Below are 23,067 nucleotides of genomic sequence, written 5' to 3'. Positions count from 1 at the left end.
GATCTGTTCCGTTTAGTCTTCGCTGGGCACACTAAAACTCGCAGACCCCGTGCGGCCACGGGGCAGGATGGTTTCCGCAGTTCCGCAGGGTCCCGTCGAAGGACGGCCCACGGTAGGAGAAGAAGGGCGCCCGTCGTGTTCACGAGCGTATTGATGATCGAGAAGGCCCTGACGTCTGCCGACGTGGAGTTTGTCACCACCTTGCACGGTGACGAGGATGTCACCTTCCATGTACTGCTCCAGCCCCGTGGCGACCAGGCCGACCGGCTGCTGCGCGCCATCGACGACGTGGCGATGGGCGAGCTGGACGAAGCGGCCCGCGAGGGCGAGGTCCCCGAGGGCGACGAGGCCAAGCGGCCCGCAGAGCAGGCCCTCCAGGTCTCCCTGGCCGCCCTGCACCAGGCGGGCAGCGCCGCGCAGGGCCGGCTCATCGAGGACCACCCGCTGAACGCGCTCAAGGCGCTGGTCGACGAGGTCAAGGCGGACGAGGTCATCGTGCTGACCGACCCGCACTACGTCGAGGAGTTCTTCCACCGCGACTGGGCCTCGCAGGCCCGCCACAAGGTCGGCGTGCCGGTCCTGAAGCTGTTCTCGCACAGCAAGGCGTGACGTGGGGCGTGCGGGTGCGGGGCGGCCGGTCCCGAGGCAATAGGCTGGGTCCGCTCCGCGGCCCCACGCGCCGCGGATCAGGACGCACCGGAACCTCAGGGGAGTAACACGCATGGCACCCGGCCTTCCGCATTCCAGCGCCGCCATGGAGCGACCGCACTTCATCGGCATCGGCGGCGCCGGGATGTCGGGCATCGCCAAGATCCTCGCCCAGCGCGGCGCGCACGTGGCGGGCAGCGACGCGCGCGAGTCCGCCACGGCCGGGGCCCTGCGCGAGCTCGGCGCCACCGTGCACATCGGGCACGACGCGGCTCACGTGTCCCCGGAGACGACCTGCGTCGTGGTCTCCTCCGCGATCCGCGAGGACAACCCCGAGCTGGCCCGCGCCAAGGAGCTCGGCATCCCGGTCGTGCACCGCTCCGACGCGCTGGCCTCCCTCATGGACGGCCTGCGCCCGATCGCGGTGGCGGGCACCCACGGCAAGACGACCACGACGTCGATGCTCGCCGTGTCGCTGTCCTCGCTCGGCCTCGACCCCTCGTACGCGATCGGCGGCGACCTCGACGTCCCCGGCTCGAACGCGCTGCACGGCGAGGGCGACATCTTCGTCGCCGAGGCCGACGAGTCGGACCGCAGCTTCCACAAGTACAGGCCGGAAGTCGCGATCATCCTCAACGTCGAGCTCGACCACCACGCCAACTACGCGTCGATGGACGAGATCTACGAGTCCTTCGAGACGTTCACGACGAAGATCGTCCCCGGAGGCACCCTGGTCATCGCCGCCGACCAGTCGGGCGCCGCGGAGCTGACCCGCCGCATCCGTGACACCACCTCCCTGAAGGTCGTCACGTACGGCGAGTCCGAGTCGGCCGACATCCGCATCCACAAGATCACCCCGCGTGGTCTGACCAGCGAAGTGACGGTCCTGCTCGACGGCAAGCTGCTCACCTTCACCGTCTCGGTCCCCGGCCGCCACTACGCGCACAACGCCGTCGCGGCGCTCGCGGCAGGCGTCGCCATGGGCATCCCGTCCCGCAACCTGGCCGGCGCGCTGAAGTCCTACACGGGCGTCAAGCGCCGCCTCCAGCTCAAGGGCGAGGAGAACGGGGTGCAGGTCATCGACTCCTACGCCCACCACCCCACCGAGATGTCCGCCGACCTGGAGGCGATGCGCTCGGCGGCGGGCGACTCCCGGCTGCTGGTCCTCTTCCAGCCGCACCTGTTCTCCCGCACGCAGGAGCTCGGCAAGGAGATGGGCGACGCCCTCGCCCTCGCCGACGCCTCGGTGGTCCTCGACATCTACCCGGCGCGCGAGGACCCGATCCCGGGCGTCACCAGCGCCCTGATCATCGACGCGGCCCGGGCCGCGGGCGCCGACGTGCAGGCCGCCCAGGACAAGGACGCCGCCGTGGCCGCGGTCGCGGGAATGGCCAAGCCGGGGGATCTTGTTCTCACCATGGGCGCGGGCGATGTCACCGACCTCGGCCCGCGGATCCTGGACCGTCTGAAGGGATGAGGGACATGGCGTACGACGTCGAGAAGCCGGACGAGCAGTGGCGCGCGGAGCTGAACCCGGCGGAGTACGCGGTACTGCGCCAGGCCGGCACCGAGCCCGCCTTCACCGGCGAGTACACCGACACGAAGACCAAGGGCGTGTACTCCTGTCGTGCCTGCGGCGCGGAGCTGTTCACGTCCACCGAGAAGTTCGAGTCGCACTGCGGCTGGCCGAGCTTCTACGACCCCAAGGACTCGGCGGCCGTGGAGCTGATCGAGGACCGCTCGCACGGGATGGTGCGGACCGAGGTGCGCTGTGCGCGCTGCGGATCGCACCTCGGGCACGTGTTCGAGGGTGAGGGGTATGCGACGCCCACGGACCAGCGGTACTGCATCAACTCGGTCTCGCTGAAGCTGGAGCCGACGGAGTAACCGCCGGTGCGCAGGCGATCAAGGGGCCGTCCCGGAGTCCGGGGCGGCCCCTTTCGGCTGTCACCGGGCCGGTGGCGCGAGGTGCACCGGCAGCTCCTTGACCCCGTTGATGAAGTTCGACACGAGCCGTCGCGGTGCCCCCGCGAGCGACAGCTCCGGCAGGGCCCGGCCCACCTCCTCGTACAGCACGCGCAGCTGGAGCCGGGCGAAGTGCGCGCCGAGGCAGACGTGCGGGCCGTCGCCGAACGACACATGGGGGTTCGGGGCGCGGGCCAGGTCGAGGGTGAAGGGGTCGGGCCAGACGCGCTCGTCGTGGTTGGCGGAGGCGTGGAACACGACGACCTTGTCGCCCCGCCCGATCCGGGCGCCCGCCAGCCGGGTCTCCTCGGTGGCCGTGCGGCGGAAACTCAGGACGGGCGGATGGCGGCGCAGCAGCTCGTCCGTCGCCGTCGCCGGGTCCACCCGACCGGTGCGCAGCCGCCGGTACGCGGCCGGGTCCCCGGCCAGCAGCGCGAGGCCGCCCGGGGCCGCGCTGCGGACCGTGTCGTTGCCCGCGACCGTGAGCAGGAAGAAGAACATCTGCCGTTCGGGCGCGGTGAGTTCGGGGTCGGCGGCGAGCGTCGTCAGCACGTCGTCGGCCGGGTGGGCGCGCTTGTGGGCGGTCAGCTCGTCCGCGTACGCGAACATGTCGGCCAGCGCGGCCGGCGAGCGCGGGTTCACCGGCGGGCCGCCCGCGACGGGCTCGGTGCCCTCGTCCGGGTCCTGGTAACCGATGACGCGGCGCGTCCAGCCCAGCATGAGGGTGCGGTCCGACTCCGGGACGCCGAGCAGATCGGTGAGGTTCAGCAGGGCGTAGTCGTCGGTGACCGTCGTGACCAGGTCCACCACGTCCTGGCCCGCGACCGCCTTGGCCAGCAGCGACACCGCCCGCTCGCGGGCCGCCCGCTCGAACGCCGCCACCCGGCGCGGCGTGAACGCCCGGCTCACCAGCCGGCGCAGCCGGCCGTGCGCGGGCGGGTCCTGGTTCAGCATCATGCCGCGGATGAAGGGCAGGTCCGCGGGGTCGGGGTCGCGGATCTGCGTCGCGCCCAGGGCCGAGGAGTACGTCGCGGAGTCCTTCAGGACCCGTACGACGTCGGCGTGCCGGGTCACCGCCCAGAAGCCGGGCCCCTCAGGCCAGCCGAGGACCGCGGGCTCGGCCTGCCAGGACACCGGATGGTGGTCGCGCAGGACGCGGTAGCCGTCGTACGGGACGCCACGCGCGTATAGGCGCGGGTCGAACACATCGGGAACGCCGGGCACGCCGCGCCGTGGCGTCATGCCGGGTCCGCCCGCAGGAAGTCCTCCGCGACCCGGATCAGCGCGAGCGGCGCCTCGTCCATCGCGTAGTGCCCGCACACCGGCAGGTCGACCAGCTCGCCGCGGACGAACCAGCGCAGCCAGGTCGCCCGGATCAGGTCCGCAGGAAGGGCCGGGTCGAGCTGGCCCGTCACCGCGAGCGCCGGCACCGTCGAACCCTCGACACCGGTGTGGAAGTCGTCACCGGTCCACGAGTCGAGCCAGCTCCGGAACGCCTTGGCGTCGCTGGACTCCAGCGAGCGGCGCACCATGCGGTCCAGCCAGGCGGCCGGGCGGACGCCGCCCGTGGTGACGTCGAGGATCGCGCGCCGGTTCTCCGGCCTGGTGTCCGCCGTCGAGAACAGCTCCCACTGCTCGGGCGGCAGCGGCAGCCCCGACGCGGGCACCGGCGAGACGCCCACGAGCCGGCGCACCCGCTCCTCGGCCACCGCCACCACGCGCTGCGCCACACTGGCGCCCATCGAGTGCCCGATCAGCGAGAACCGCCGCCAGCCGAGCCGGTCCGCGAGATCCAGGACGTCCGCCGCGCCCTCGGCCGTCGTGTACGCGCCCGGCACGTCCTTCGCCTCGCCGTATCCGCGCAGGTCGACGAATCCGTACTGGAACGTGTCGCGGTCCAGGTCCGGCACGATCGGCGCGAACGCGGCCCGGTCGGCGAACCAGCCGTGCACCGCGATCACCTTGTGCGGCCCGTCGCCGTGCAGCTCGTGGGGGAGCCGGAACGCCGACGCCGCCGACGGTTGCAGGGGCGAGCGGGAGGAGTGGGAGGAGGCCACGTCGACTCCTGGGGGTCTGGGGCGGTGCCGGTCGCGTCCACGGTCGCGCGCGCCCGGGCCACCCACAAGGGGGCGTACACCGCCGATCGGTGACAATGGGGGCGTGACCTCCTCCGGCTCCGCTTCCGAGCCCGCCACCGACCGTCCCGTCGACCGCGCCGAGCTGCGCGCCGACTGCGGGAACTGCTTCGGCCTGTGCTGCGTGGCGCTGCCCTTCGCCAAGTCGCGGGACTTCGCGGCGGACAAGAACGCGGGCACGGCCTGCCACAACCTCCAGGAGGACTTCCGCTGCGGCATCCACACGCGGCTGCGCGACGAGGGCTACCGGGGCTGCACCGTCTTCGACTGCTTCGGCGCCGGGCAGAAGATCTCGCAGCTCACCTTCGAGGGCGTCAGCTGGCGCGAGCGGCCGCAGACCGCGCGGGCCATGTACGAGGTCTTCCCCGTCATGCGTCAACTGCAAGAGCTTTTGCGCTACTTGACCGACGTACTGGACCTGCCGCGCGCCGCCTCCGTGCACGGGGAGGCGCGCCGGGCCCGCGCCGAGGTCGACCGGCTCACGCGCGCGGGCGCCGACGAACTCCTCGCCGCCGACGTCCCCACGATCCGCGCCGACGTCAACACCGTGCTGCTGAAGGCGAGCGAGCTGGAACGCGCCGCCGTTCCGGGCCGCAAGAAGAACCATCGCGGCGCCGACCTGATGGGCGCCCGCCTGAGCAAGGCCGACCTCCGCGGCGCCAACCTGCGCGGCGCCCTCCTCGTCGCCGCCGACCTGACCGGCGCCGACCTGCGCGCGGCGGACCTGATCGGCGCCGACCTGCGCGACGCCCGGATCGAGGGCGCCGACCTGAGAGGCGCCCTCTTCCTCACCCAGGCCCAGCTGAACGCGGCACGAGGCGACAAGGCCACCCGCATCCCGCAAACCCTGGACCGCCCCGAGCACTGGAGCGCCCGCTAGTACGTGCACGGGACGGGGCGGGCGTACCCAGGGCGCGCCGCCGGTTCCCCACCCGGGCCCGATCCATTCCCCGTTCACGCGATAGTGCGATCATCTGCCGCCCCGTGGATGGCTGTGCGCGGTCACGGGTAGGGCCGCGCACATGACTGAGCAGTCCACCTCGGCGCCCTCGCAGCCGTTCCAGTTGCCGCGCTTCTACATGCCGTACACGGCACGCATCAATCCCGGTCTCGACGAGGCGCGCGCCCACTCCACCGCCTGGGCCCGGGAGATGGGGATGCTGGAGGGATCCGGTGTCTGGGAGCAGAGCGACCTGGACGCCCACGACTACGGACTGCTGTGCGCGTACACGCACCCCGACTGCGACGGTCCCGCGCTCTCCCTGATCACCGACTGGTACGTGTGGGTCTTCTTCTTCGACGACCACTTCCTGGACATGTTCAAGCGCACCAACGACCGCGCCGCCGGCAAGGCCCACCTGGAGCGGCTGCCGCTGTTCATGCCCATGGACCTGGCCGCGCCCGTCCCGGAACCGCGCAACCCGGTGGAGGCGGGCCTCGCCGATCTGTGGCGGCGTACCGTGCCCGCCATGTCGATGGACTGGCGCCGCCGCTTCGCCGAGTCGACCGAACACCTGCTCAACGAGTCGATGTGGGAACTGTCCAACATCGACGAGGGCCGGATCGCCAACCCCGTCGAGTACATCGAGATGCGCCGCAAGGTCGGCGGCGCCCCCTGGTCCGCGGGGCTCGTCGAGTACGCCACCGCCGAGATCCCCGCGCCCGTCGCCCGGTCGCGGCCCCTGCGCGTCCTCATGGAGACGTTCTCCGACGCGGTGCACCTGCGCAACGACCTCTTCTCGTACGAGCGTGAGGTCCGGGACGAGGGCGAGCTGTCCAACGGCGTCCTGGTCCTGGAGACCTTCTTCGGCTGCACGACGCAGGAGGCGGCGGAGGCCGTCAACGACGTCCTCACCTCACGGCTGCACCAGTTCGAGCACACCGCGTTCACCGAGGTGCCCGCGCTCGCCGCCGACAAGGGGCTCACCCCGGACCAGGTCGCCGCCGTCGCCGCGTACGCCCGGGGCCTCCAGGACTGGCAGTCCGGCGGGCACGAGTGGCACCTGCGGTCCAGCCGCTACATGAACAAGGGCGCGGTGCGCGAGCGCGGCCCGCTGCACGGTCCCACCGGGGTCGGGACCCGCGGCACCGACGTACGGGCCCTGTTCGACGCCCTCGGGGTCGAGCGGCTGCGGGCGTACACCCATGTGCCGTTCCAGAAGGTCGGCCCGTCGCTGATCCCCGACCTGTCCCTGCCGTTCGAGCTCCGCCTCAACCCCGGCCTCGACGGCGCCCGCGCCCGCCTCGTGCCCTGGGCGCACCGGACGGGCATCCTGGCCGAGGGCGTCTGGGACGAGAACAGGCTCGCGGCGGCCGATCTCGCCCTGTGCGCGGCGGGCATCGACCCGGACGGCACGCCCGAGGCGCTCGACCTCGCCACGGCCTGGCTCGCCTGGGGGACGTACGCGGACGACTACTACCCCCTCGTCTTCGGCGGCCGCCACGACATCGCCGCCGCCAAGCTGTGCACCGAACGCCTGTCGGCCTGCATGCCGGTCACCGAGGGAGAGCCGGTGCCGGCACCGGCCAACGCCATGGAGCGCGGGCTCCTCGACCTGTGGGCGCGCACGGCGGCCGGGATGAGCGCCGAGGAGCGGACCACGCTGAAGGCGGCCGTCGACACGATGACCGAGAGCTGGCTCTGGGAGCTGGCCAACCAGGCGCAGAACCGCGTCCCCGACCCCGTCGACTACCTGGAGATGCGCCGCGCCACCTTCGGCTCCGACCTCACCATGAGCCTGTGCCGGCTCGGCCACGGCCCGGCCGTGCCGCCCGAGGTGTACCGCAGCGGCCCCGTCCGCTCGCTGGAGAACGCGGCCGTCGACTACGCCTGCCTGGTCAACGACGTCTTCTCCTACCAGAAGGAGATCGAGTACGAGGGCGAGCTGCACAACGCCGTCCTCGTCGTGCAGACCTTCTTCGGCGTCGACTACCCCACGGCCCTGCACGTCGTGCACGATCTGATGACCCAGCGCCTCCAGCAGTTCGAACACGTGGTCGCGCACGAACTCCCCGTCCTGTGCGACGACTTCGGCCTCGACGCGGACGCGCGGGAGACCGTCGACGGCTATGTCCGGCAGCTCCGGAACTGGCTGGCGGGCGTCCTCAACTGGCACCGGAAGGTGGACCGTTACCGCGCAGGCCATCTCGCGGCACGCGCCCACGGCTTCCTGCCGGACCGGATCCCCGCGCCGCCCGTCCCGCTGCCGGCGCCGGACTCCGGGGCCGGTCTCGCCGGCCGAGGGGCCGGACTCCTGCACCCTGCCCGCGGTGCTCTCCGGCTCCTTCCGGAGGCTGACCGGAGGAGGCGATGAGGTTCGGCCACGGCGCCGGGCACGGGCGCGAGGGGCACACGGGGTAGCCGGGGCGGTCCTGGAGGTCGCGCCGCTCCTCCGGGGCGGGCAGGATGCTGCCGTGACGGCGGCAGCCGCCCGCACCCGCACGAACCCACGGAGGACCGGACATGACGACCGGCACAAGCGCGCCCTTCACCGCAGCCGACTACCAGGCCCGCATGGAGCGTGCCGCGCGGTCCGCCGCCGACGCCGGTCTCGCCGGGGTGCTCGTCGCGCCGGGCCCCGACCTCGTCTGGCTCACCGGCTACCACGTGCCGGCCGACACCGAACGGCTCACCCTTCTGGTGCTCGCCGCCGGACAGCGGCCCACCCTCGTCGTGCCGACCCTGGAGGCGCCCGACGCCGCCAAGGCCGCGGGCGCCGACGCGATGACGCTGCGCGACTGGACCGACGGCAAGAACCCCTACGACATCACGGCGCCCCTGCTGGAGAAGTCCGGCCGCTTCGGCGTCAGCGACAACGCCTGGGCGATGCATCTGCTCGGCCTGCAGAAGACCCTCCCCGACACCTCGTACGTGTCCCTCACCGAGGCGCTGCCCATGCTGCGCGCCGTCAAGGACGCCGCCGAACTGGAGCGGCTCGCGGCCGCCGGCGCCGCCGCCGACGCCACGTACGAGGAGATCAAGAAGGTGCCCTTCGCGGGCCGCAAGGAGATCGACCTCTCCCGTGAGCTCGCCGACCTGCTGCGGCGGTTCGGGCACGAGCAGGTCGACTTCACGCTCGTCTGCTCCGGTCCCAACGCCGCCAACCCGCACCACGCGCCGGGCGACCGCGTCGTCCGGGACGGCGACATGATCGTCCTCGACTTCGGCGGCCTCAAGGACGGCTACGGCTCGGACACCTCCCGCACCGTGCACGTCGGCGAGCCGACGGCCGAGGAGCGCGAGGTCCACGACATCGTGCGCGCCGCCCAGACGGCGGCCTGCGACGCCGTCCGGCCCGGCATCGCCTGCCAGGACGTCGACCGCGTCGCCCGCGAGGTCATCACCGACGCCGGGTACGGCGAGTACTTCATCCACCGCACCGGGCACGGCATCGGCGTCACCACCCACGAACCGCCGTACATGATCGAGGGCGAGTCGCAGGAGCTGGTGCCCGGTATGTGCTTCTCCGTGGAGCCCGGCATCTACCTCCCCGGCCGCTTCGGCGTCCGCATCGAGGACATCGTGACCGTCACCGGCGAGGACGGGGGCGGCGGCAAGCGACTCAACGCCACCTCGCGGGACCTGGCGATCGTCGGCTGACGCCGTGCCGCACCGCGCGCCGCCGTCGTGGCTGGTCGCGCAGTTCCCCGCGCCCCTGAGATGCCGCACTTCGTGCGGCATCTCGTCAACAGAGGCGCGCCCTCATGGCTACGGTGCCTCCACCACCACCGCTGACTCCGACGGGACCGTCAGGAGGCCGTCGGCGCCCGGGATGTGGATGGGGGACCACGAGGCCAGGAGGCGGGTCACCGGGCGGCCCAGGGGGATGGAGACGGGGGTGCCGGACAGGTTCACCGCCACCCGGACGTCCCCGCGCCGGTAGGCGACCCAGCGAGCCCGCTCGTCGAAAGCGACCCGCACCGCCGCCAGATCCGGATCCTGAAGGTCCGCGCGGGCGCGCCGCAGAGCGATCAGCGCCCGGTACCAGGCGAGGACGCGCGCGTGGTCGCCGGTTTCCCGCTCGGCCCAGTTCAGGCACGAGCGCTCGCGCGTGGCCGGATCCTGCGGATCGGGGATGTCGGCCTCGGCCCACCCGTGCGCCGCGAACTCCCGCCGCCGCCCCCGGCGAACCGCCTCGGCGAGCTCCGGATCGGTGTGGTCGGTGAAGTACTGCCAGGGCGTGCTCGCCGCCCACTCCTCACCCATGAACAGCATCGGCGTGAACGGCCCGGTCAGCACCAGCGTCGCCGCGCACGCCAGCAGACCGGGCGAGAGGGACGCGGCGAGCCGGTCGCCCTGCGCGCGGTTGCCCACCTGGTCGTGCGTCTGGGTGTAGGCGAGCAGCCGGTGCGCGGGCACCCGGGCGCGGTCCAGGGGCCGGCCGTGGCGACGGCCGCGGAACGTCGAGTACGTACCGTCGTGGAAGAAGCCGTGCGTGAGCGTCTTGGCGACGGCGGCCAGCGGCTCGCGCGCGAAGTCGGCGTAGTAGCCCTGCTGTTCGCCGGTGACGGCCGCGTGCACGGCGTGATGGACGTCGTCGTTCCACTGCGCGTGCAGCCCGAGACCGCCCTCGCCCCGGGGCGTGATGACCCGCGGGTCGCCGAGGTCGGACTCGCCGATCAGGAACAGCGGGCGGCCCAGACGGGCGGCCAACTCGTCCACCTCGGCGGACAGTTCCTCCAGGAAGGGCAGGGCGCGGCGGTCGTGGAGTTCGTGGATGGCGTCCAGGCGCAGCCCGTCCAGGCGGTAGTCGCGCAGCCAGGCGAGCGCGCTGCCGATGAGATAGGCGCGGACCTCGTCGGAGCCGGGCGCGTCCAGGTTCACGGCGCTGCCCCAGGGCGTGTGATGGGTGTCCGTGAAGTACGGGCCGAACGACGGCAGATAGTTGCCGGACGGGCCCAGATGGTTGTGGACCACGTCGAGGACGACGCCGAGGCCCAGTTCGTGCGCCGCGTCGACGAACCGCTTCAGGGCCTCCGGGCCGCCGTACGGCTCGTGCACGGCCCACAGGCTGACCCCGTCGTAGCCCCACCCGTGCTTGCCGGGCACGGGGCACAGGGGCATCAGTTCGACGTGGGTGACGCCCAGTTCGGCCAGATGTCCCAGACGCGCGGCGGCCGCGTCGAGGGTGCCCTCCCTCGTGTACGTGCCCACGTGCAGCTCGTACAGGACGGCGCCGGTCAGATCGCGCCCGGCCCAGTCGCCGCGCCACGCGTACCGCCGGTGGTCGACGACCGCGCTGAGGCCGTCCGGGCCGTCGGGCTGGCGCGGTGAGCGGGGATCGGGCAGCAGCGGGCCGCCGTCGAGCCGGTACCCGTAGCGGTCCCCGTCGGCGGCGTCCGCCGTCCCCGTCCACCAGCCCGCCCGGTCCGTATCGCGCTCCAACGCGTGCGTGGCGTCCTCCCACTGGAGTTCCACCCGCTCGGCCTGCGGTGCCCACACCTCGAACTGCACGGACGTGCCCCCTCGCGTAACAGCTTGTCTGCTCACGGTGACGATCCGTCCCATGGTGCGTCAGACGTGATCGGCGCGCCGCCCGTTCGGCGAGGTGGGTTCCGTGTCACACCCCTGTCCGGCCGGTGCGTCACAGCGGTCCTCGCCCGACGCTCCACGTTTTCTGGACACCTCGGCCGTCACTGCCGGACAATCGCCACTGTGACGTCCTCGTTCGAACACCACACGTACCCGGCGCGGCTCTCCGACGCCGAGCGGGACCGTGCGCTGAAGGTGCTCAGGGACGGCGTCGCGCTCGGCCGGCTCTCGCACGACACGTTCGTACGCCGGATGGAGGTCGCCCTCACCACACAGAAGTCCGAGGAGCTCGCGGCGCTCACCGCCGATCTGCGGCACGAGAACCGCTGGACCAGGGCGATGGTCGACGCCGTGGGCGCCGTCTCCGGCTTCACCGTGCGGCTGCGCCGGGCGTGGACCGTGGAGCGGCTGCCGAAGCTGCTGCTGCCCGTCGCCCAGCCGCACCCGCTGCGCATCGGCCGCGACCCGGCCAACGGGCTCCGGCTCAGCCACGAGACGGTCTCCCGCGTGCACGCCGAGCTGACCCGGCAGGGCGGCCTGTGGATCCTGCGGGACCTCGGCTCCACCAACGGCACGTCCGTGAACGGGCGGCGGGTGATCGGCGCCGCCGTCGTCAGGGACGGCGACCAGGTCGGATTCGGCCGCATGTCGTTCCGGCTGTCCGCCGACCGCGGCCCCGCCACGGGCCAGGGCTGACCGGTACCGGTCAGCCCTGCGCGTGCTGGACGGCCGCGACCGTGGTCCGTGCCTGGTGCTCTATCTGGTGGGCCACCGGCACCCAGCGCGCCCCGAACCGGTCCGCGTACACCTCGCACCAGCGGGTGACGAGGAGGTCGAGCCGGGGCGCCGCCCGGTCCTCGGCCTCTTCGAGCACCCGCAGCAGCATGGCGGCGGCCCGCAGCGGCAGCCGCCGGGCGAACGCGTCGATGCTGCCGACGTAGGCCATCGTCGCGTCCGGCGGGGGCGGCCGCGTCCAGTCGTCCGCGAGCCCCGGCACCAGGCTCAGCGCCCAGCGCGCCGCCCGCAGCAGCGGTCCGCGCGTGTCCGGGAGCCGGGGCAGCGCCTCCGCGAGGATGTCCTCCACCAGCCGGGTGTCGCGGCTGATCCGCGCCGAGAGCCGCCGCATGGCGCGCTCTGGTGCCGGATGCGGGGCCGGGTCGTCCACCAGGTCGCTGGCCCACATCGGGACCTCCACGATCGCCGTGGAGCCGCCGTAGCGGTGGGCGTGGTGCCAGGTGGAGTGCCGCGCGTCGTCGGGCAGGCTCGGGAACGCCGCCTGCGCGTCCGGGTCCGGCATCACATGCACGCCGGGACCCGATGCGGGCCAGCCCGCCGCGTCCGACGCGCCCGTCTCCACCGGTATGTGCAGCTCGGCCGCCGACTTGGCGAACGGCTCCGCGAGCCCCGGGATGTCCCGCGTCAACTGCACCCAGCTGCCGCCCAGTTCGGTGCCGTGCAGGGACACCTGGAGATAGGGGCGCAGCTCGTCGATGACGCCGGTCAGCGCGGTGGTCTCCGGGGGCAGCCGGTCGGCCGGCAGGACCGAGGGCGACCACTCGGGCTGCTCGGGACCGGCCGGGCGGAAGAAGCCGCGGTGGTAGTCGAGCAGCGTGCGCGGTGCGGGGTTCGTGTGCAGGGCCGCGCCGTCCGGATCGGCGCACAGCAGGAAGTGCCAGGACCGGTCGGATCTCAGCGCCTGGTCGAACAGGGCCTGCCGGGCCAGGTGCAGCGCCGTGGCGCCGCCGGTGGGCTCGTTGGCGTGCGCGCCCGCGACGATCAGGACCGTGCGCCGGTCGTGGCCCACGGACAGCAGATGCAGGGGACGCCCCGCGCGCGACGTACCCACCTGTCGCAGTTGGCACAGGTCGGGCCGTACAGTGGTCAGCTCCCGCGCTGACCGGGCCAGTTGGGCCGCAGTGGGGTACCGCTGGTCCGTCAGATGACTCACCCCCGTTGGTGCTCCCGCCGTCGGCAATCCGCAGTACCCCACGCTTGCCGGTCCCTGTCAAGAAGGTCTGTACCGGTGCCCTCCGCCGGTGCGCCGGCTAGCGCAATCATCGCGGAAACGTCCGGCGCGCCGAGGGCGAATCCCGGTTCCGGTCCGTCCTCCTCGATGACGTACGCCGTCCGGGCCCGGCCCCGCCTGCGCATCATGCTCCCGGCACGGCCGCCGGTGACAAGGAGTTCACACCGAGTTCATACCCGCGCCGGGGCGCTCCGGCGGACGGATCCGTCACCCGTACGGCCGTACGAGTGCTGCGCGCGCCCGCCGGTGATGGTGCGCTGGGAGGATCCGTGCGCGGCACCCGGCGCACCGGCACAGAGAGGGAGCCCCGCGGTGCTGTGCCCCCTGGAACCCGCCGCGCGCCCGGTCGTCGAGGGGCCGCGCGGCCGCCGGACGCCCCCGAGCCTGGCCGAGCCGCACGTCGCGCGCGACCCGTACCCGCTCTACCGCGCGCTGCGCGACGCCCATCCGCTGTGCCACGACGAGCCGTTCGGCGCCTGGCTGCTCAGCCGGCACGCCGACGTCCGCGCCGCGCTCGCCGACCCCCGCCTGGTGGCCCCGCCTCCCGGGCGCACGTTCACCCACCTCGAACAGGGCACGCACGCCGCGCACCGGGCGCTCGTCTCCCCGGGCCTGCAAGGCCGCGCGCTCGCCGCCCTGCGCGCGGGCGTGGACCGCGGCGCGTACGTCCTGGCCCGGCGCCTCGTCCGGCGCGAGGAGGCCGACCTGGTCGAGGAGTTCTGCCGCTGGCTGCCGTCGGCCGCCGTCGTCGCCGCGCTCGGCCTGCCCCACGAGGAGACCGCCCGCGTCACCGCGTGGAGCCGTACGGACCTGACGCACCTGGGCGCCGTGCCCGCCGACGTGGAGGCCGCGCTGCACCCCCACATCGCCCGGCGGCGCGCACGCCCCGGAGGCGACCTCCTGTCGGTCCTGTGCACCGCGCGGGCCGACGGACGCCCGCTGTCCGACGAGACCGTCGCCGCGATCGTGGCGACCCTGCTCGGCGCGGCCGGCGAGGCCACCGGACGGGCCCTCGCCGCGCATCTCGCCAACCTCCTCGACCACCCCGCCCAGCTCGCCCTGGTCCGGGCACGGCCCGCGCTGGCCGACGCCGCCTGGGCGGAGTCGCTGCGCCGCGACCCGGCCGTGCACCTCGTGCTGCGCCGTGCGCTCGCCCCGGTCCCGGTGAGCGGCGGCACGATACCGGCCGGGGCCACCGTGGCCTGCCTGCTGGGCTCGGCGGGCCGGGACGCCGCCCGGTTCGCCGACCCCGACCGCTACGACCTGTTCCGCGCCGACCCCGGCCAGCTGGCCTTCGGCGCGGGCCGGCACCGCTGTCTCGGCGTCCCGTTCACCCGCATGATCGCGGGCTCGGGCCTGAGCGCCCTGCTGGCGGCCCTGCCGGGACTCGCCTGGGCCCCGGGCTTCCGCCCCGTCCCGGAGGGCCTGCTCACGCGGGCGCCACAGGCCCTCCTCGTCCGCACGCACTGAGCGGGCGGCACACAGGCTCTAGTCGGCCCGCACCAGCAGCGCCACCGGCAGCTCCCCGAACAGCTCGCCCACGCGCGCGGAACCGCTGAACCGCCGCCCGGGTGCGAGGAGTTCGGACCACTCGCCCTCCGGGAGGTCCAGCTCCGTCTCCCGCCAGCCGCCCGCCTCGGCCAGCCGCAGCGAGAGCCGGGTCGTCGCCACGGCCACCCGGCCGGAGCGCGCATAGGCCACACAGTGCGACGCGCCGGGCCCGCGGGCCGCCAGCGGTTCGTAGGCCGCGGCCGCGCCGAACCACTCGGGGCGCTCCCGGCGCAGCCGCAGCGCCGCCCGGGTCAGGGCCTCCTTCTCCTGCGACAGCGCACTCCGCGAGGTGCCGTCCTTCTCGTCGAACCGGGCCGGGGCGCGGTTGTCCGGGTCCACCAGGGCGCGGTACTCGCGCTCGCTGCCCTGATAGACGTCGGGCACCCCGGGCATCGTCAGGTGCACCAGGGCCGCGCCCAGGACGTTCGCCCGCACATGGGGGAGCAGGCCCTCCATGAACCGCAGCACCTCGTCGCCCGGAGGCCCGCACGGGCCCGCCGTCACGAAGTCCCGTACCGCCTCCTCGTAGGCGCCGTCCTGCTCCGTCCAGGTCGTGAACAGGCCCGCCTCGCGCGCGTGCTTGAGCATCGCCTGCCGCAGCCGCTCCGGCTCGGCGGGACCGAGGCCCGCCCGCATCTGCCAGGCCGCCCAGGCCAGTTGGGGATCGGGCGCCGCCGCCCGCCCGGCCACCTCGGCGAGCAGCGCCTCCCACCGGTCCGGGCACTGGGAGAGGACCGAGATGCCCGCGCGGACGTCGGCGCTGCGCTTCGTGTCGTGCGTGGACAGCACCGTCGAGGTCTCGGGCCAGTCGCGCTGCACGCGCGCGCAGTACGCGTGGAACGCCTCGGCGGGAACGGCCGGTTCGCGCGGGCAGCCGCCCACCTCCAGGGCCGACAGGAGCGGCGTGAACCGGTAGAACGCCGCGTCCTCGACCGACTTGGCCCGCAGCGCCGACGAGGTCTGCGCGAACCGGGCCCGGAACGCCTCGTGCCCGGGCCCCGCCCCCAGCCGGCCGAGCGCGAGGTCCCGTACGGCATCGACCGCGCGCGCCTCCTCGGGCACGGCGAACACTGCCTTGGCCTCCTCGGCCGCCGCGTCCGTCAGGACCGCTTCGGGGGCGTCCCCGCCGGACACGTACGGCCGGTAGACCGGCACGCGCACCAGGAGCTCGCACAGGGCCGTGCGCAGCGCCCACGGCGCGTGGTCGCGCAGCCGGGGGTCCGGGGCGCACAGAGCGACGGCCTCGCCTGTCAGCCGGTCCACCTCGGCCGCCAGGCCGTGCGCGACCACCTGGTGGGCCGCGCGCCGCGCCGTCGGCTCCCACCGGCCGCCCGCGTCGTCGGCGACATCCGTGAAGCGCCGGAACAGAGCGAGGAGCCGGTCGGCGCCGGCCGGGTCGGTGAACAGGCCGTCGATGTGGCGCAGCGCGTCGTACCCCGTGGTGCCGGCCACCGGCCAGGCGGCGGGCAGCCGCTCGTCGTCCTCCAGGATCTTCTCCACGACGGTCCAGCGGCCGCCGCTCGCGTGAGCGAGCCGTTCCAGGTAGCCGCCCGGGTCGGCGAGGCCGTCCGGGTGGTCGACGCGCAGCCCGTCGACGACGCCCTCGGCCAGCAGCCCCAGCACGGTCGCGTGGGTCGCGTCGAAGACCGCGGGCTCCTCCACCCGCACCGCGATCAGGTCCGAGATGGTGAAGAACCTGCGGTAGTTGAGCTCCGTACGGGCCAGCCGCCACCAGGCCAGGCGGTACCACTGGGCGTCGAGCAGCTCCGGCAGCGGCAGGGACTCCGTGCCAGGGCGCAGCGGGAACGCGTGGTCGTAGTAGCGCAGCACGTCGCCGTCCACCGTCAGACCGGGCAGCTCGTCGCCCACGGGACCGCCGAGGACGGGCAGCAGGACCCGGCCGCCCTGCGCCTCCCAGTCGATGTCGAACCAGCGTGCGAACGGCGACGAAGGTCCGTCCCTGAGGACGTCCCACAGGGCCCGGTTGAGGCGCGGGGCCGCCGCCATGTGGTTGGGCACGATGTCGACGACGAGTCCCAGACCGTGCGCGTGGGCGGTGCGGGACAGAGCCCGCAGCCCCTCCTCGCCGCCCAGCTCCGCGCGTACGCGCGCGTGGTCGACGACGTCGTAGCCGTGCGTCGAACCGGGCACCGCCTCCAGAACGGGCGACAGGTGCAGATGCGAGACCCCCAGGGAGGCCAGGTACGGGACGGCCGCCGCGGCCGCGGCGAACCCGAAGTCCGGTTGCAGCTGGAGCCGGTAGGTGCCCGTCGGGGCGTGAGGCGTCATGCGAATCTACGTACCCCTTGGGGCGGGTTTCGTGTCATCGCCGCATGCGTGGACCGCGGCGCACCTCGCTAGTTTCGGACGATGACCGGCACACCAGGGGAGCCCAGCACCACCGGCACCACGCTCGACGCCTACCGCAGAGTCCTCGCGGTGACCGGGCGCCCGCTGCCCGTCGTCTCCTTCCTAGGACGGCTGCCGGTCGCCGTGATCCAGTTCGGCAGCGTCCTGCTGGTGACACGGACCAGCGGCTCGCTGGCCACCGGCGGCACGGTCGCCTGCGCGCTCGCCCTCGGCCAGGTCGCCATGGGCCCCTTCGTGGGGCGGCTCGCCGACCGGCACGGCCAGCGCCCGGTCGTGCTCGCCCTCGCCCTGGCCAACGCGCTCGCGATCGCGCTCTACACGCTGGGCGCGCTGGCCCACCTGCCGACGCCCGCGCTGATCGCCCTGGGCATCGCGGCGGGCGCCACCGTGCCCGGCATCGGGCCGCTCGCGCGGGCCCGAGGGGTGGCGCTCGTCCGCCGTGACGGCGCCGACGAGCGGGTCGTCGACGCCGTGCTGTCCCTGGAGTCGACGATGGACGAACTCTCCTTCGTCCTCGGCCCGGCCCTCATCGGCATCGCGTCCGTGGTCGCGCACCCGGCCTACGCGTTCGGCGCGGCCGCCCTCCTGGTCGCCGTCTGCGGCACCGCGTTCGCCCTGCACCCGACGGCCGCCGCCGTACCGCGGGCGGCCCCGTACGCGTCGGCCGCCCGCGCGAAGAGGACCCGAATGCCGCGCCAGGTCCACGTCGTCCGGGTCGGGCTCGTCCTCCTGGGCGTGCTCCTCGGCGGCTGCGGCGCCGGCATCACCGCGCTCACCCAGGAACTGGGGCACGAGGACCAGGCGGGCCTGGTCTACGCCGCCATGGGGGTGATGAGCGCCGTCGTCGGCCTCTCCATGGCGGCCGTGCCGGAACGGTTCACGCTGCCCGCGCGCTGGCGGGTCGCCACGGCCGCCGCCGCGCTGCTGTCCCTGCCGCTGGTCGTCACCGACACCATGCCGCTGCTGTACGTCGTCGTGACCGTCTTCGGCGCCCTGTTCGCCCCGAACCTCATCACCGGCTTCGGGCTCACCGAACGCGCCGTGCCGCGCGACCGGCTCGCCGAGGGCATGACGGTCGCCGCGAGCGCGTTCGTCGGCGGGCAGGCCGTCACGCTCGCCGTCGCGGGGCGGCTGGCGCAGGCCCACGGCCCCGCCGCCGCCTTCGCGGTGGGCAGCGCGGCCGCGGGGCTCGCCTTCCTCGTGGCGCTGCGCGTACGCCCCCACAAGGGCGCCGCCGACCCCGCTACGCCGGCCGTCGCAGCACGGTGAGGCTGCGGCCCGCCAGCGTCAGCCGGTCGCCCGCCTGCACCTTGGGACCCTCGTCGGCCGGAATCCCGTCGGGCAGCGCCGTGTCGACCACCGCGTGCCACTGCCGACCGTGATTGACCGGCACCAGGAACTCCTGCGCCTCCGGGTCGGCGTTGAACAGCAGCAGGAACGAGTCGTCCGTGATGCGCTCGCCGCGCGGCCCCGGCTCCGAGATCGCGTTCCCGTTCAGGAACACCGACAGCGCGCGGGCCTGCGCCGCGCCCCAGTCCTCCTGCGTCATCTCCTCGCCCTCGGGGGTGAACCAGGCGATGTCCGACAGGTCGTCGTGCGTCCCCTCGACGGGGCGGCCGTGGAAGAAGCGCCGCCTGCGGAAGACCGGATGCTCACGGCGCAGCCGCACCATCGCGCGCGTGAAGGCCAGGAACGAGTCCGGCTCGCTGGAGGGTTCCCCACCCTCCCCGGACCCGTCCGCCCAGCTCACCCACGCCAGCTCGTTGTCCTGGCAGTAGGCGTTGTTGTTGCCGCTCTGGGTGCGCCCCAGCTCGTCACCGTGGCTGAGCATCGGCACGCCCTGCGACAGCATCAGCGTGGCGACGAAGTTGCGCATCTGGCGCGCCCGCAGATCGAGGACCTCCTGGTCGTCGGTCTCGCCCTCCACCCCGCAGTTCCACGACCGGTTGTGGGACTCGCCGTCCCGGTTGCCCTCCCCGTTGGCGTCGTTGTGCTTGTCGTTGTACGAGACCAGGTCGCGCAGGGTGAAACCGTCGTGGCAGGTCACGAAGTTGATGGACGCCAGCGGCCGGCGGCCGTCGTCCTGGTACAGGTCCGACGAGCCGGTCAGCCGGCCCGCGAACTCGGCGAGCGCCCGCGGCTCGCCGCGCCACAGGTCCCGCACGGTGTCCCGGTACTTGCCGTTCCACTCCGTCCACAGCGGCGGGAAGTTGCCCACCTGGTAGCCGCCCTCGCCGACGTCCCACGGCTCCGCGATCAGCTTCACCTGGGAGATCACCGGGTCCTGCTGCACCAGGTCGAAGAACGACGACAGCCGGTCCACCTCGTGGAACTGCCGCGCCAGAGTGGCCGCGAGGTCGAAGCGGAACCCGTCGACGTGCATCTCCTCGACCCAGTAGCGCAGCGAATCCATGATCATCTGTAGGACGTGGGGCGACCGCATCAGCAGCGAGTTCCCGGTCCCGGTGGTGTCCATGTAGTAGCGCTGGTCGTCCGTCAGCCGGTAGTACGACGGATTGTCGAGGCCCTTGAAGGAGAGCGTCGGGCCCAGGTGGTTGCCCTCGGCCGTGTGGTTGTAGACCACGTCGAGGATGACCTCGATCCCCGCCTGGTGCAGCGCGCGGACCGCGGACTTGAACTCCAGGACCTGCTCGCCCCGGTCGCCCCAGGAGGCGAACGTGTTGTGCGGGGCGAAGAAGCCGATCGTGTTGTAGCCCCAGTAGTTGTTCAGCTCCATCTCGACCAGCCGGTGGTCGTTGACGAACTGATGGACCGGCATCAGCTCCAGTGCCGTGACGCCCAGTTCCTTGAGGTGGTCGATGATCGCCGGATGGGCCAGACCCGCGTACGTGCCGCGCAGTTCCTCCGGCAGCCCCGGGTGGGACATCGTCAGGCCCTTCACATGGGCCTCGTAGATCACCGTCTCGTGGTAGTCGGTGCGCGGCGGCCGGTCGTCGCCCCAGTCGAAGTACGGGTTGACCACCACCGACGCCATCATGTGCGGCGCGGAGTCCTGGTCGTTGCGCTCGTCGGGGGAACCGAACGGATAGCCGTACACCGACTCGTTCCACTCGATCTTCCCGCTGACCGCGCGCGCGTAGGGGTCGAGCAGCAGCTTCGCCGAGTTGCAGCGCAGACCGTGCTCGGGCTCGTAGGGGCCGTGGGCGCGGTACCCGTACCGCTGCCCCGGCATGATTCCCGGTAGGTAGGCGTGCCGCACGAAGGCGTCCGACTCGCGCAGTTCGACGGCGGTCTCCGACCCGTCGTCGTGCAACAGGCACAGTTCGATGCGGTCGGCGGTCTCCGAGAAGACCGCGAAGTTGGTTCCGGCGCCGTCGTACGAGGCACCCAGCGGATACGCCTGTCCAGGCCACACCTGCATGCTGAGGACTCTTCCACTTCCGGCCCGGGGCTCCGGGCGACACCGGTCAGTCTGCCCCGAACATGGCGGAACCAGCCGGGAGTTGTGTCCCTCTTACAGGAAGACCACGCAATACCGGTATGCCCACCGGTGGGACTGCCGGGGACAGAGGGGGAAGATGTGCGCGCGCTAGCAAGACGCCATCTCGGGAAAATCGTGGCGGGAGCGGCCCTCGCGGTCGCGGGGGCCGCCGTGACGCTCGGCCTGAGCCTGCCGCAGGACGACGGGGGAGACGCGGCGAAGGCCGCCACCGCGCAGCAGGACGCCGTGGCACCGGCGGGCCGGGTCGAGGCCGCGCCCGCGGAGGGCGAGAAGGGGGTGGGCCGCGACCCGCTGACCGACGCGGAGACGGCCCGCGCGGAGCGGCTCGCCGAGACCGCCGACGGCATGAGGATGAACGCACGGGACGCGGAGGGCGACCGCGGCCCCGAGCACCTGTCGACGAACCTGACGGAGGTCGACCCGGGTCTGAGCTCCGCCGCGGCGGCCCAGCGCCGGGCCGACGTCGTCCTCTACGACTACCGGACCGACTCGGTCGTCACCAGGACGGTGAACCTGGACACCGGCAAGGTCGAGGACACCACCACCGACAAGGGCGTGCAGCCGCCGCCCAGCCAGGACGAGCTGAAGCAGGCCGCCGAACTGCTGATCGGCAGCCCGCTCGGCGCCGACCTCAAGAGCGACTACAAGGACGCCACCGACAAGCCGCTGACCACGGCCGGTCAACTGCAGCTGAGCGGCATGGTGTTCCGCAAGGAGACCGTCGCCCGGGTGCCCTCCGACCTCACCGCCTGCGGCAAGCACCGGTGCCTGCGCATCGTGACCAAGGTGAAGAACGGGCCGTGGATCGACACCCGTGCCCTCGTCGTCGACCTGAGCGACCGCACCGTCGGCCGCCTGTCCTGACGACCGGGGCCCGGGCCCCGCCGACCACGTCCGCTGCCTTTTCTCCTGCACGAGGGAGCCCTTCCGCATGCACGTCACGCACGTCAACAGAGTCCGGCGCGCCCGCTTCCGGCCCGCCGCCGCCCTCACCGGCCTCACGGGCCTCGCGGTCACCGCGCTGCTCGGTACCGCCCTCGCCACCGCGCCGTCCGCCGCCGCCGGGCCCAAGGAGGCGCCCGCCGCGGCCGCGCCCGCCTGCTCGGCCGCGTACCAGATCGAGCAGGTTCTCGACGGCGGCACCACCTGGCGCATGTGCTGGCACTACAACACGCTGTCCGGGCTCGTCCTGGACGACGTCAGCTACCAGCCCAAGAGCGAGCCCAAGCCGATCCGCGTCCTCACCAGCGCCCGCCTCGCACAGGTCCACGTTCCCTACGACGACGGGGAGGCCGAGTACGACGACATCACCGGCACCGACTTCGGCCAGGCATTGCAGAACCTGAAGCCCGCCGAGTGCCCCGGCGGCACCATCAAGACCGTCAAGGTCCCCGACATGGGGAACGTCAAGGGCCTGTGCGCGACCACGCGTGCGCGCGGGCACGCGTACCGGCTCAACGACGACGCGTCGACCGGCGGCAACGGCAAGCTCTACAGCGCCCAGGGCAAGGACCTGCTGGTCTACACGGTCAACAAGGCGTCCTGGTACGAGTACATCACCGAGTGGCGCTTCTCCTCCGACGGCACCATCACCTCGAACGTCGGCGCCACCGGCAGCCTCTCCCCGTACGACTACAACGGCACCGACGGCAAGGGCTGGCCCATCGGCAAGGGCGCGACCGCCTACGCGGAGAGCCACGCCCACAACGTGTTCTGGCGGCTGAACTTCGGCCTGGACGGCTCCAGCAAGGCCAAGGTCGAGCAGTACGACTCCAAGGTCACCCCGCCGCGCGGCAACGGCTCGCCGACCACGAAGACCACCCGCACCCCCGTCACCAAGGAACTCGCCGGTGACGTCAAGGACATGCGGTGGTGGCGCGTGGTGTCGACCGCCGGAAAGAACAAGGACGGCCACCCCAGGTCCTACGAGTTCGTGCCCGGCCGCTCCAGCAAGTACCCCGGGCGTTCCTTCACCAAGCACGACGTGTACTTCACCGAGTACAAGAAGTGCGAGCAGTACGCGAGCGACAACCCGTCGGCGAACTGCGGCGGCAGCAGTGTCGACAAGTGGGTCTCGGGCCAGACGCTCACGCACCCGATCACCTGGGTCAACATCGGGTTCCACCACATCGCCCGGGACGAGGACCAGCAGCCCATGCCGGTCCACTGGCAGGGCTTCTCCATCGCCCCCAGGGACGTGACCGCTATGAATCCGCTCACTCCCGCGGATCTCGCCGGACAGAACGGGGTTCCCGGAAACGGTAGTTGAGAAACTCACCGGTCCATCCGGCTGCACCGCCCGCCGCTCCCGGAGTACCCTTCCTTGATCGTTGGCTGGGGGAGTGCTCGACATAGCTCGGGGGAGCGGAAGGCGGTG

The 23,067-nt window shown here is 73.0% G+C and carries 17 protein-coding genes; 11 read left to right on the top strand and 6 right to left on the bottom strand.

The features are described from left to right. Positions 1–135: 135 nt before the first annotated feature. The 3 genes from K377_RS07490 to msrB all read left to right on the top strand — a co-directional run bounded on the left by K377_RS07490 (position 136) and on the right by msrB (position 2,535). Positions 136–609, top strand: a complete 474-nt coding sequence (locus K377_RS07490) for an indole-3-glycerol phosphate synthase (protein WP_111662388.1) — start codon at positions 136–138, stop codon at positions 607–609. A 112-nt stretch (positions 610–721) separates the two neighbouring features. Continuing rightward, entirely contained in the window at positions 722–2,125 is a 1,404-nt protein-coding gene (gene murC, locus K377_RS07485; RefSeq protein ID WP_111662387.1) for a UDP-N-acetylmuramate--L-alanine ligase, read from the top strand. A gap of 5 nt (positions 2,126–2,130) precedes the next feature. Then, entirely contained in the window at positions 2,131–2,535 is a 405-nt protein-coding gene (gene msrB, locus K377_RS07480; RefSeq protein WP_111662386.1) for a peptide-methionine (R)-S-oxide reductase MsrB, read from the top strand. 60 nt (positions 2,536–2,595) lie between these two features. Here the strand turns inward: msrB and K377_RS07475 are convergent, their stop codons facing one another. Both K377_RS07475 and K377_RS07470 read right to left on the bottom strand, forming a co-directional pair. Next, on the bottom strand, positions 2,596–3,855 hold the full coding sequence (locus K377_RS07475; RefSeq protein WP_111662385.1) for a cytochrome P450: 1,260 nt from the start codon (positions 3,853–3,855) through the stop codon (positions 2,596–2,598). Further along, a complete protein-coding gene (locus K377_RS07470; RefSeq protein WP_258394990.1) occupies positions 3,852–4,670 on the bottom strand; it encodes an alpha/beta fold hydrolase in 819 nt (272 codons plus the stop codon). The genes K377_RS07475 and K377_RS07470 overlap by 4 nt, the downstream gene beginning before the upstream one ends. A 103-nt stretch (positions 4,671–4,773) precedes the next feature. On the opposite strand from K377_RS07470, the gene K377_RS07465 reads away from it, so the two are divergent. The 3 genes from K377_RS07465 (at position 4,774) to K377_RS07455 (ending at position 9,348) form a co-directional block, all read left to right on the top strand. After that, entirely contained in the window at positions 4,774–5,628 is an 855-nt protein-coding gene (locus tag K377_RS07465; protein WP_258394989.1) for a pentapeptide repeat-containing protein, read from the top strand. A gap of 142 nt (positions 5,629–5,770) precedes the next feature. Next, on the top strand, positions 5,771–8,062 hold the full coding sequence (gene cyc2 / locus K377_RS07460) for a germacradienol/geosmin synthase Cyc2 (protein ID WP_220093172.1): 2,292 nt from the start codon (positions 5,771–5,773) through the stop codon (positions 8,060–8,062). A 149-nt stretch (positions 8,063–8,211) separates the two neighbouring features. Then, a complete protein-coding gene (locus K377_RS07455) occupies positions 8,212–9,348 on the top strand; it encodes an aminopeptidase P family protein (RefSeq protein WP_111662382.1) in 1,137 nt (378 codons plus the stop codon). A gap of 108 nt (positions 9,349–9,456) precedes the next feature. On the opposite strand, the gene treZ is transcribed toward K377_RS07455, so the two are convergent. Further along, entirely contained in the window at positions 9,457–11,202 is a 1,746-nt protein-coding gene (gene treZ, locus K377_RS07450; protein ID WP_111662381.1) for a malto-oligosyltrehalose trehalohydrolase, read from the bottom strand. Between the two features lie 201 nt (positions 11,203–11,403). Between treZ and K377_RS07445 the strand changes: the two genes are divergently transcribed. Then, a complete protein-coding gene (locus K377_RS07445) occupies positions 11,404–11,976 on the top strand; it encodes a DUF1707 and FHA domain-containing protein (protein ID WP_111662380.1) in 573 nt (190 codons plus the stop codon). Positions 11,977–11,986: 10 nt separating this feature from the next. On the opposite strand, the gene K377_RS07440 is transcribed toward K377_RS07445, so the two are convergent. Beyond that, entirely contained in the window at positions 11,987–13,228 is a 1,242-nt protein-coding gene (locus K377_RS07440) for a M14 family zinc carboxypeptidase (RefSeq protein WP_111662379.1), read from the bottom strand. A gap of 390 nt (positions 13,229–13,618) precedes the next feature. On the opposite strand from K377_RS07440, the gene K377_RS07435 reads away from it, so the two are divergent. Next, the gene (locus tag K377_RS07435) at positions 13,619–14,776 is read left to right on the top strand and encodes a cytochrome P450 (protein ID WP_111662378.1); all 1,158 of its coding nucleotides are present in this window, start codon (positions 13,619–13,621) and stop codon (positions 14,774–14,776) included. A gap of 18 nt (positions 14,777–14,794) precedes the next feature. Here K377_RS07435 and treY read toward each other — a convergent pair whose 3' ends face one another. Further along, entirely contained in the window at positions 14,795–17,146 is a 2,352-nt protein-coding gene (gene treY / locus K377_RS07430; RefSeq protein ID WP_111662377.1) for a malto-oligosyltrehalose synthase, read from the bottom strand. 81 nt (positions 17,147–17,227) lie between these two features. On the opposite strand from treY, the gene K377_RS07425 reads away from it, so the two are divergent. Beyond that, positions 17,228–18,496, top strand: a complete 1,269-nt coding sequence (locus tag K377_RS07425; protein WP_111662376.1) for an MFS transporter — start codon at positions 17,228–17,230, stop codon at positions 18,494–18,496. On the opposite strand, the gene glgX is transcribed toward K377_RS07425, so the two are convergent. Next, entirely contained in the window at positions 18,471–20,609 is a 2,139-nt protein-coding gene (gene glgX, locus K377_RS07420; RefSeq protein ID WP_111662375.1) for a glycogen debranching protein GlgX, read from the bottom strand. The two genes, K377_RS07425 and glgX, sit on opposite strands and share 26 nt — an antisense overlap. A gap of 195 nt (positions 20,610–20,804) precedes the next feature. Here glgX and K377_RS07415 point away from each other — a divergent pair, with 195 nt between their 5' ends. Both K377_RS07415 and K377_RS07410 read left to right on the top strand, forming a co-directional pair. Next, positions 20,805–21,554 (top strand): Tat pathway signal sequence domain protein, encoded by a 750-nt coding sequence (locus tag K377_RS07415; protein ID WP_258394988.1) that lies wholly within the window; start codon positions 20,805–20,807, stop codon positions 21,552–21,554. A gap of 67 nt (positions 21,555–21,621) precedes the next feature. Further along, entirely contained in the window at positions 21,622–22,959 is a 1,338-nt protein-coding gene (locus tag K377_RS07410; protein WP_111662373.1) for a copper amine oxidase, read from the top strand. Positions 22,960–23,067: the final 108 nt, after the last annotated feature.

The sequence above is a fragment of the Streptomyces sp. PsTaAH-137 genome (genome assembly GCF_003259365.1).
Lineage (GTDB): Bacteria > Actinomycetota > Actinomycetes > Streptomycetales > Streptomycetaceae > Streptomyces.
Note: the sequence above shows the minus strand (reverse complement) of the source record. Positions and strands in the feature narration are given on the sequence as shown.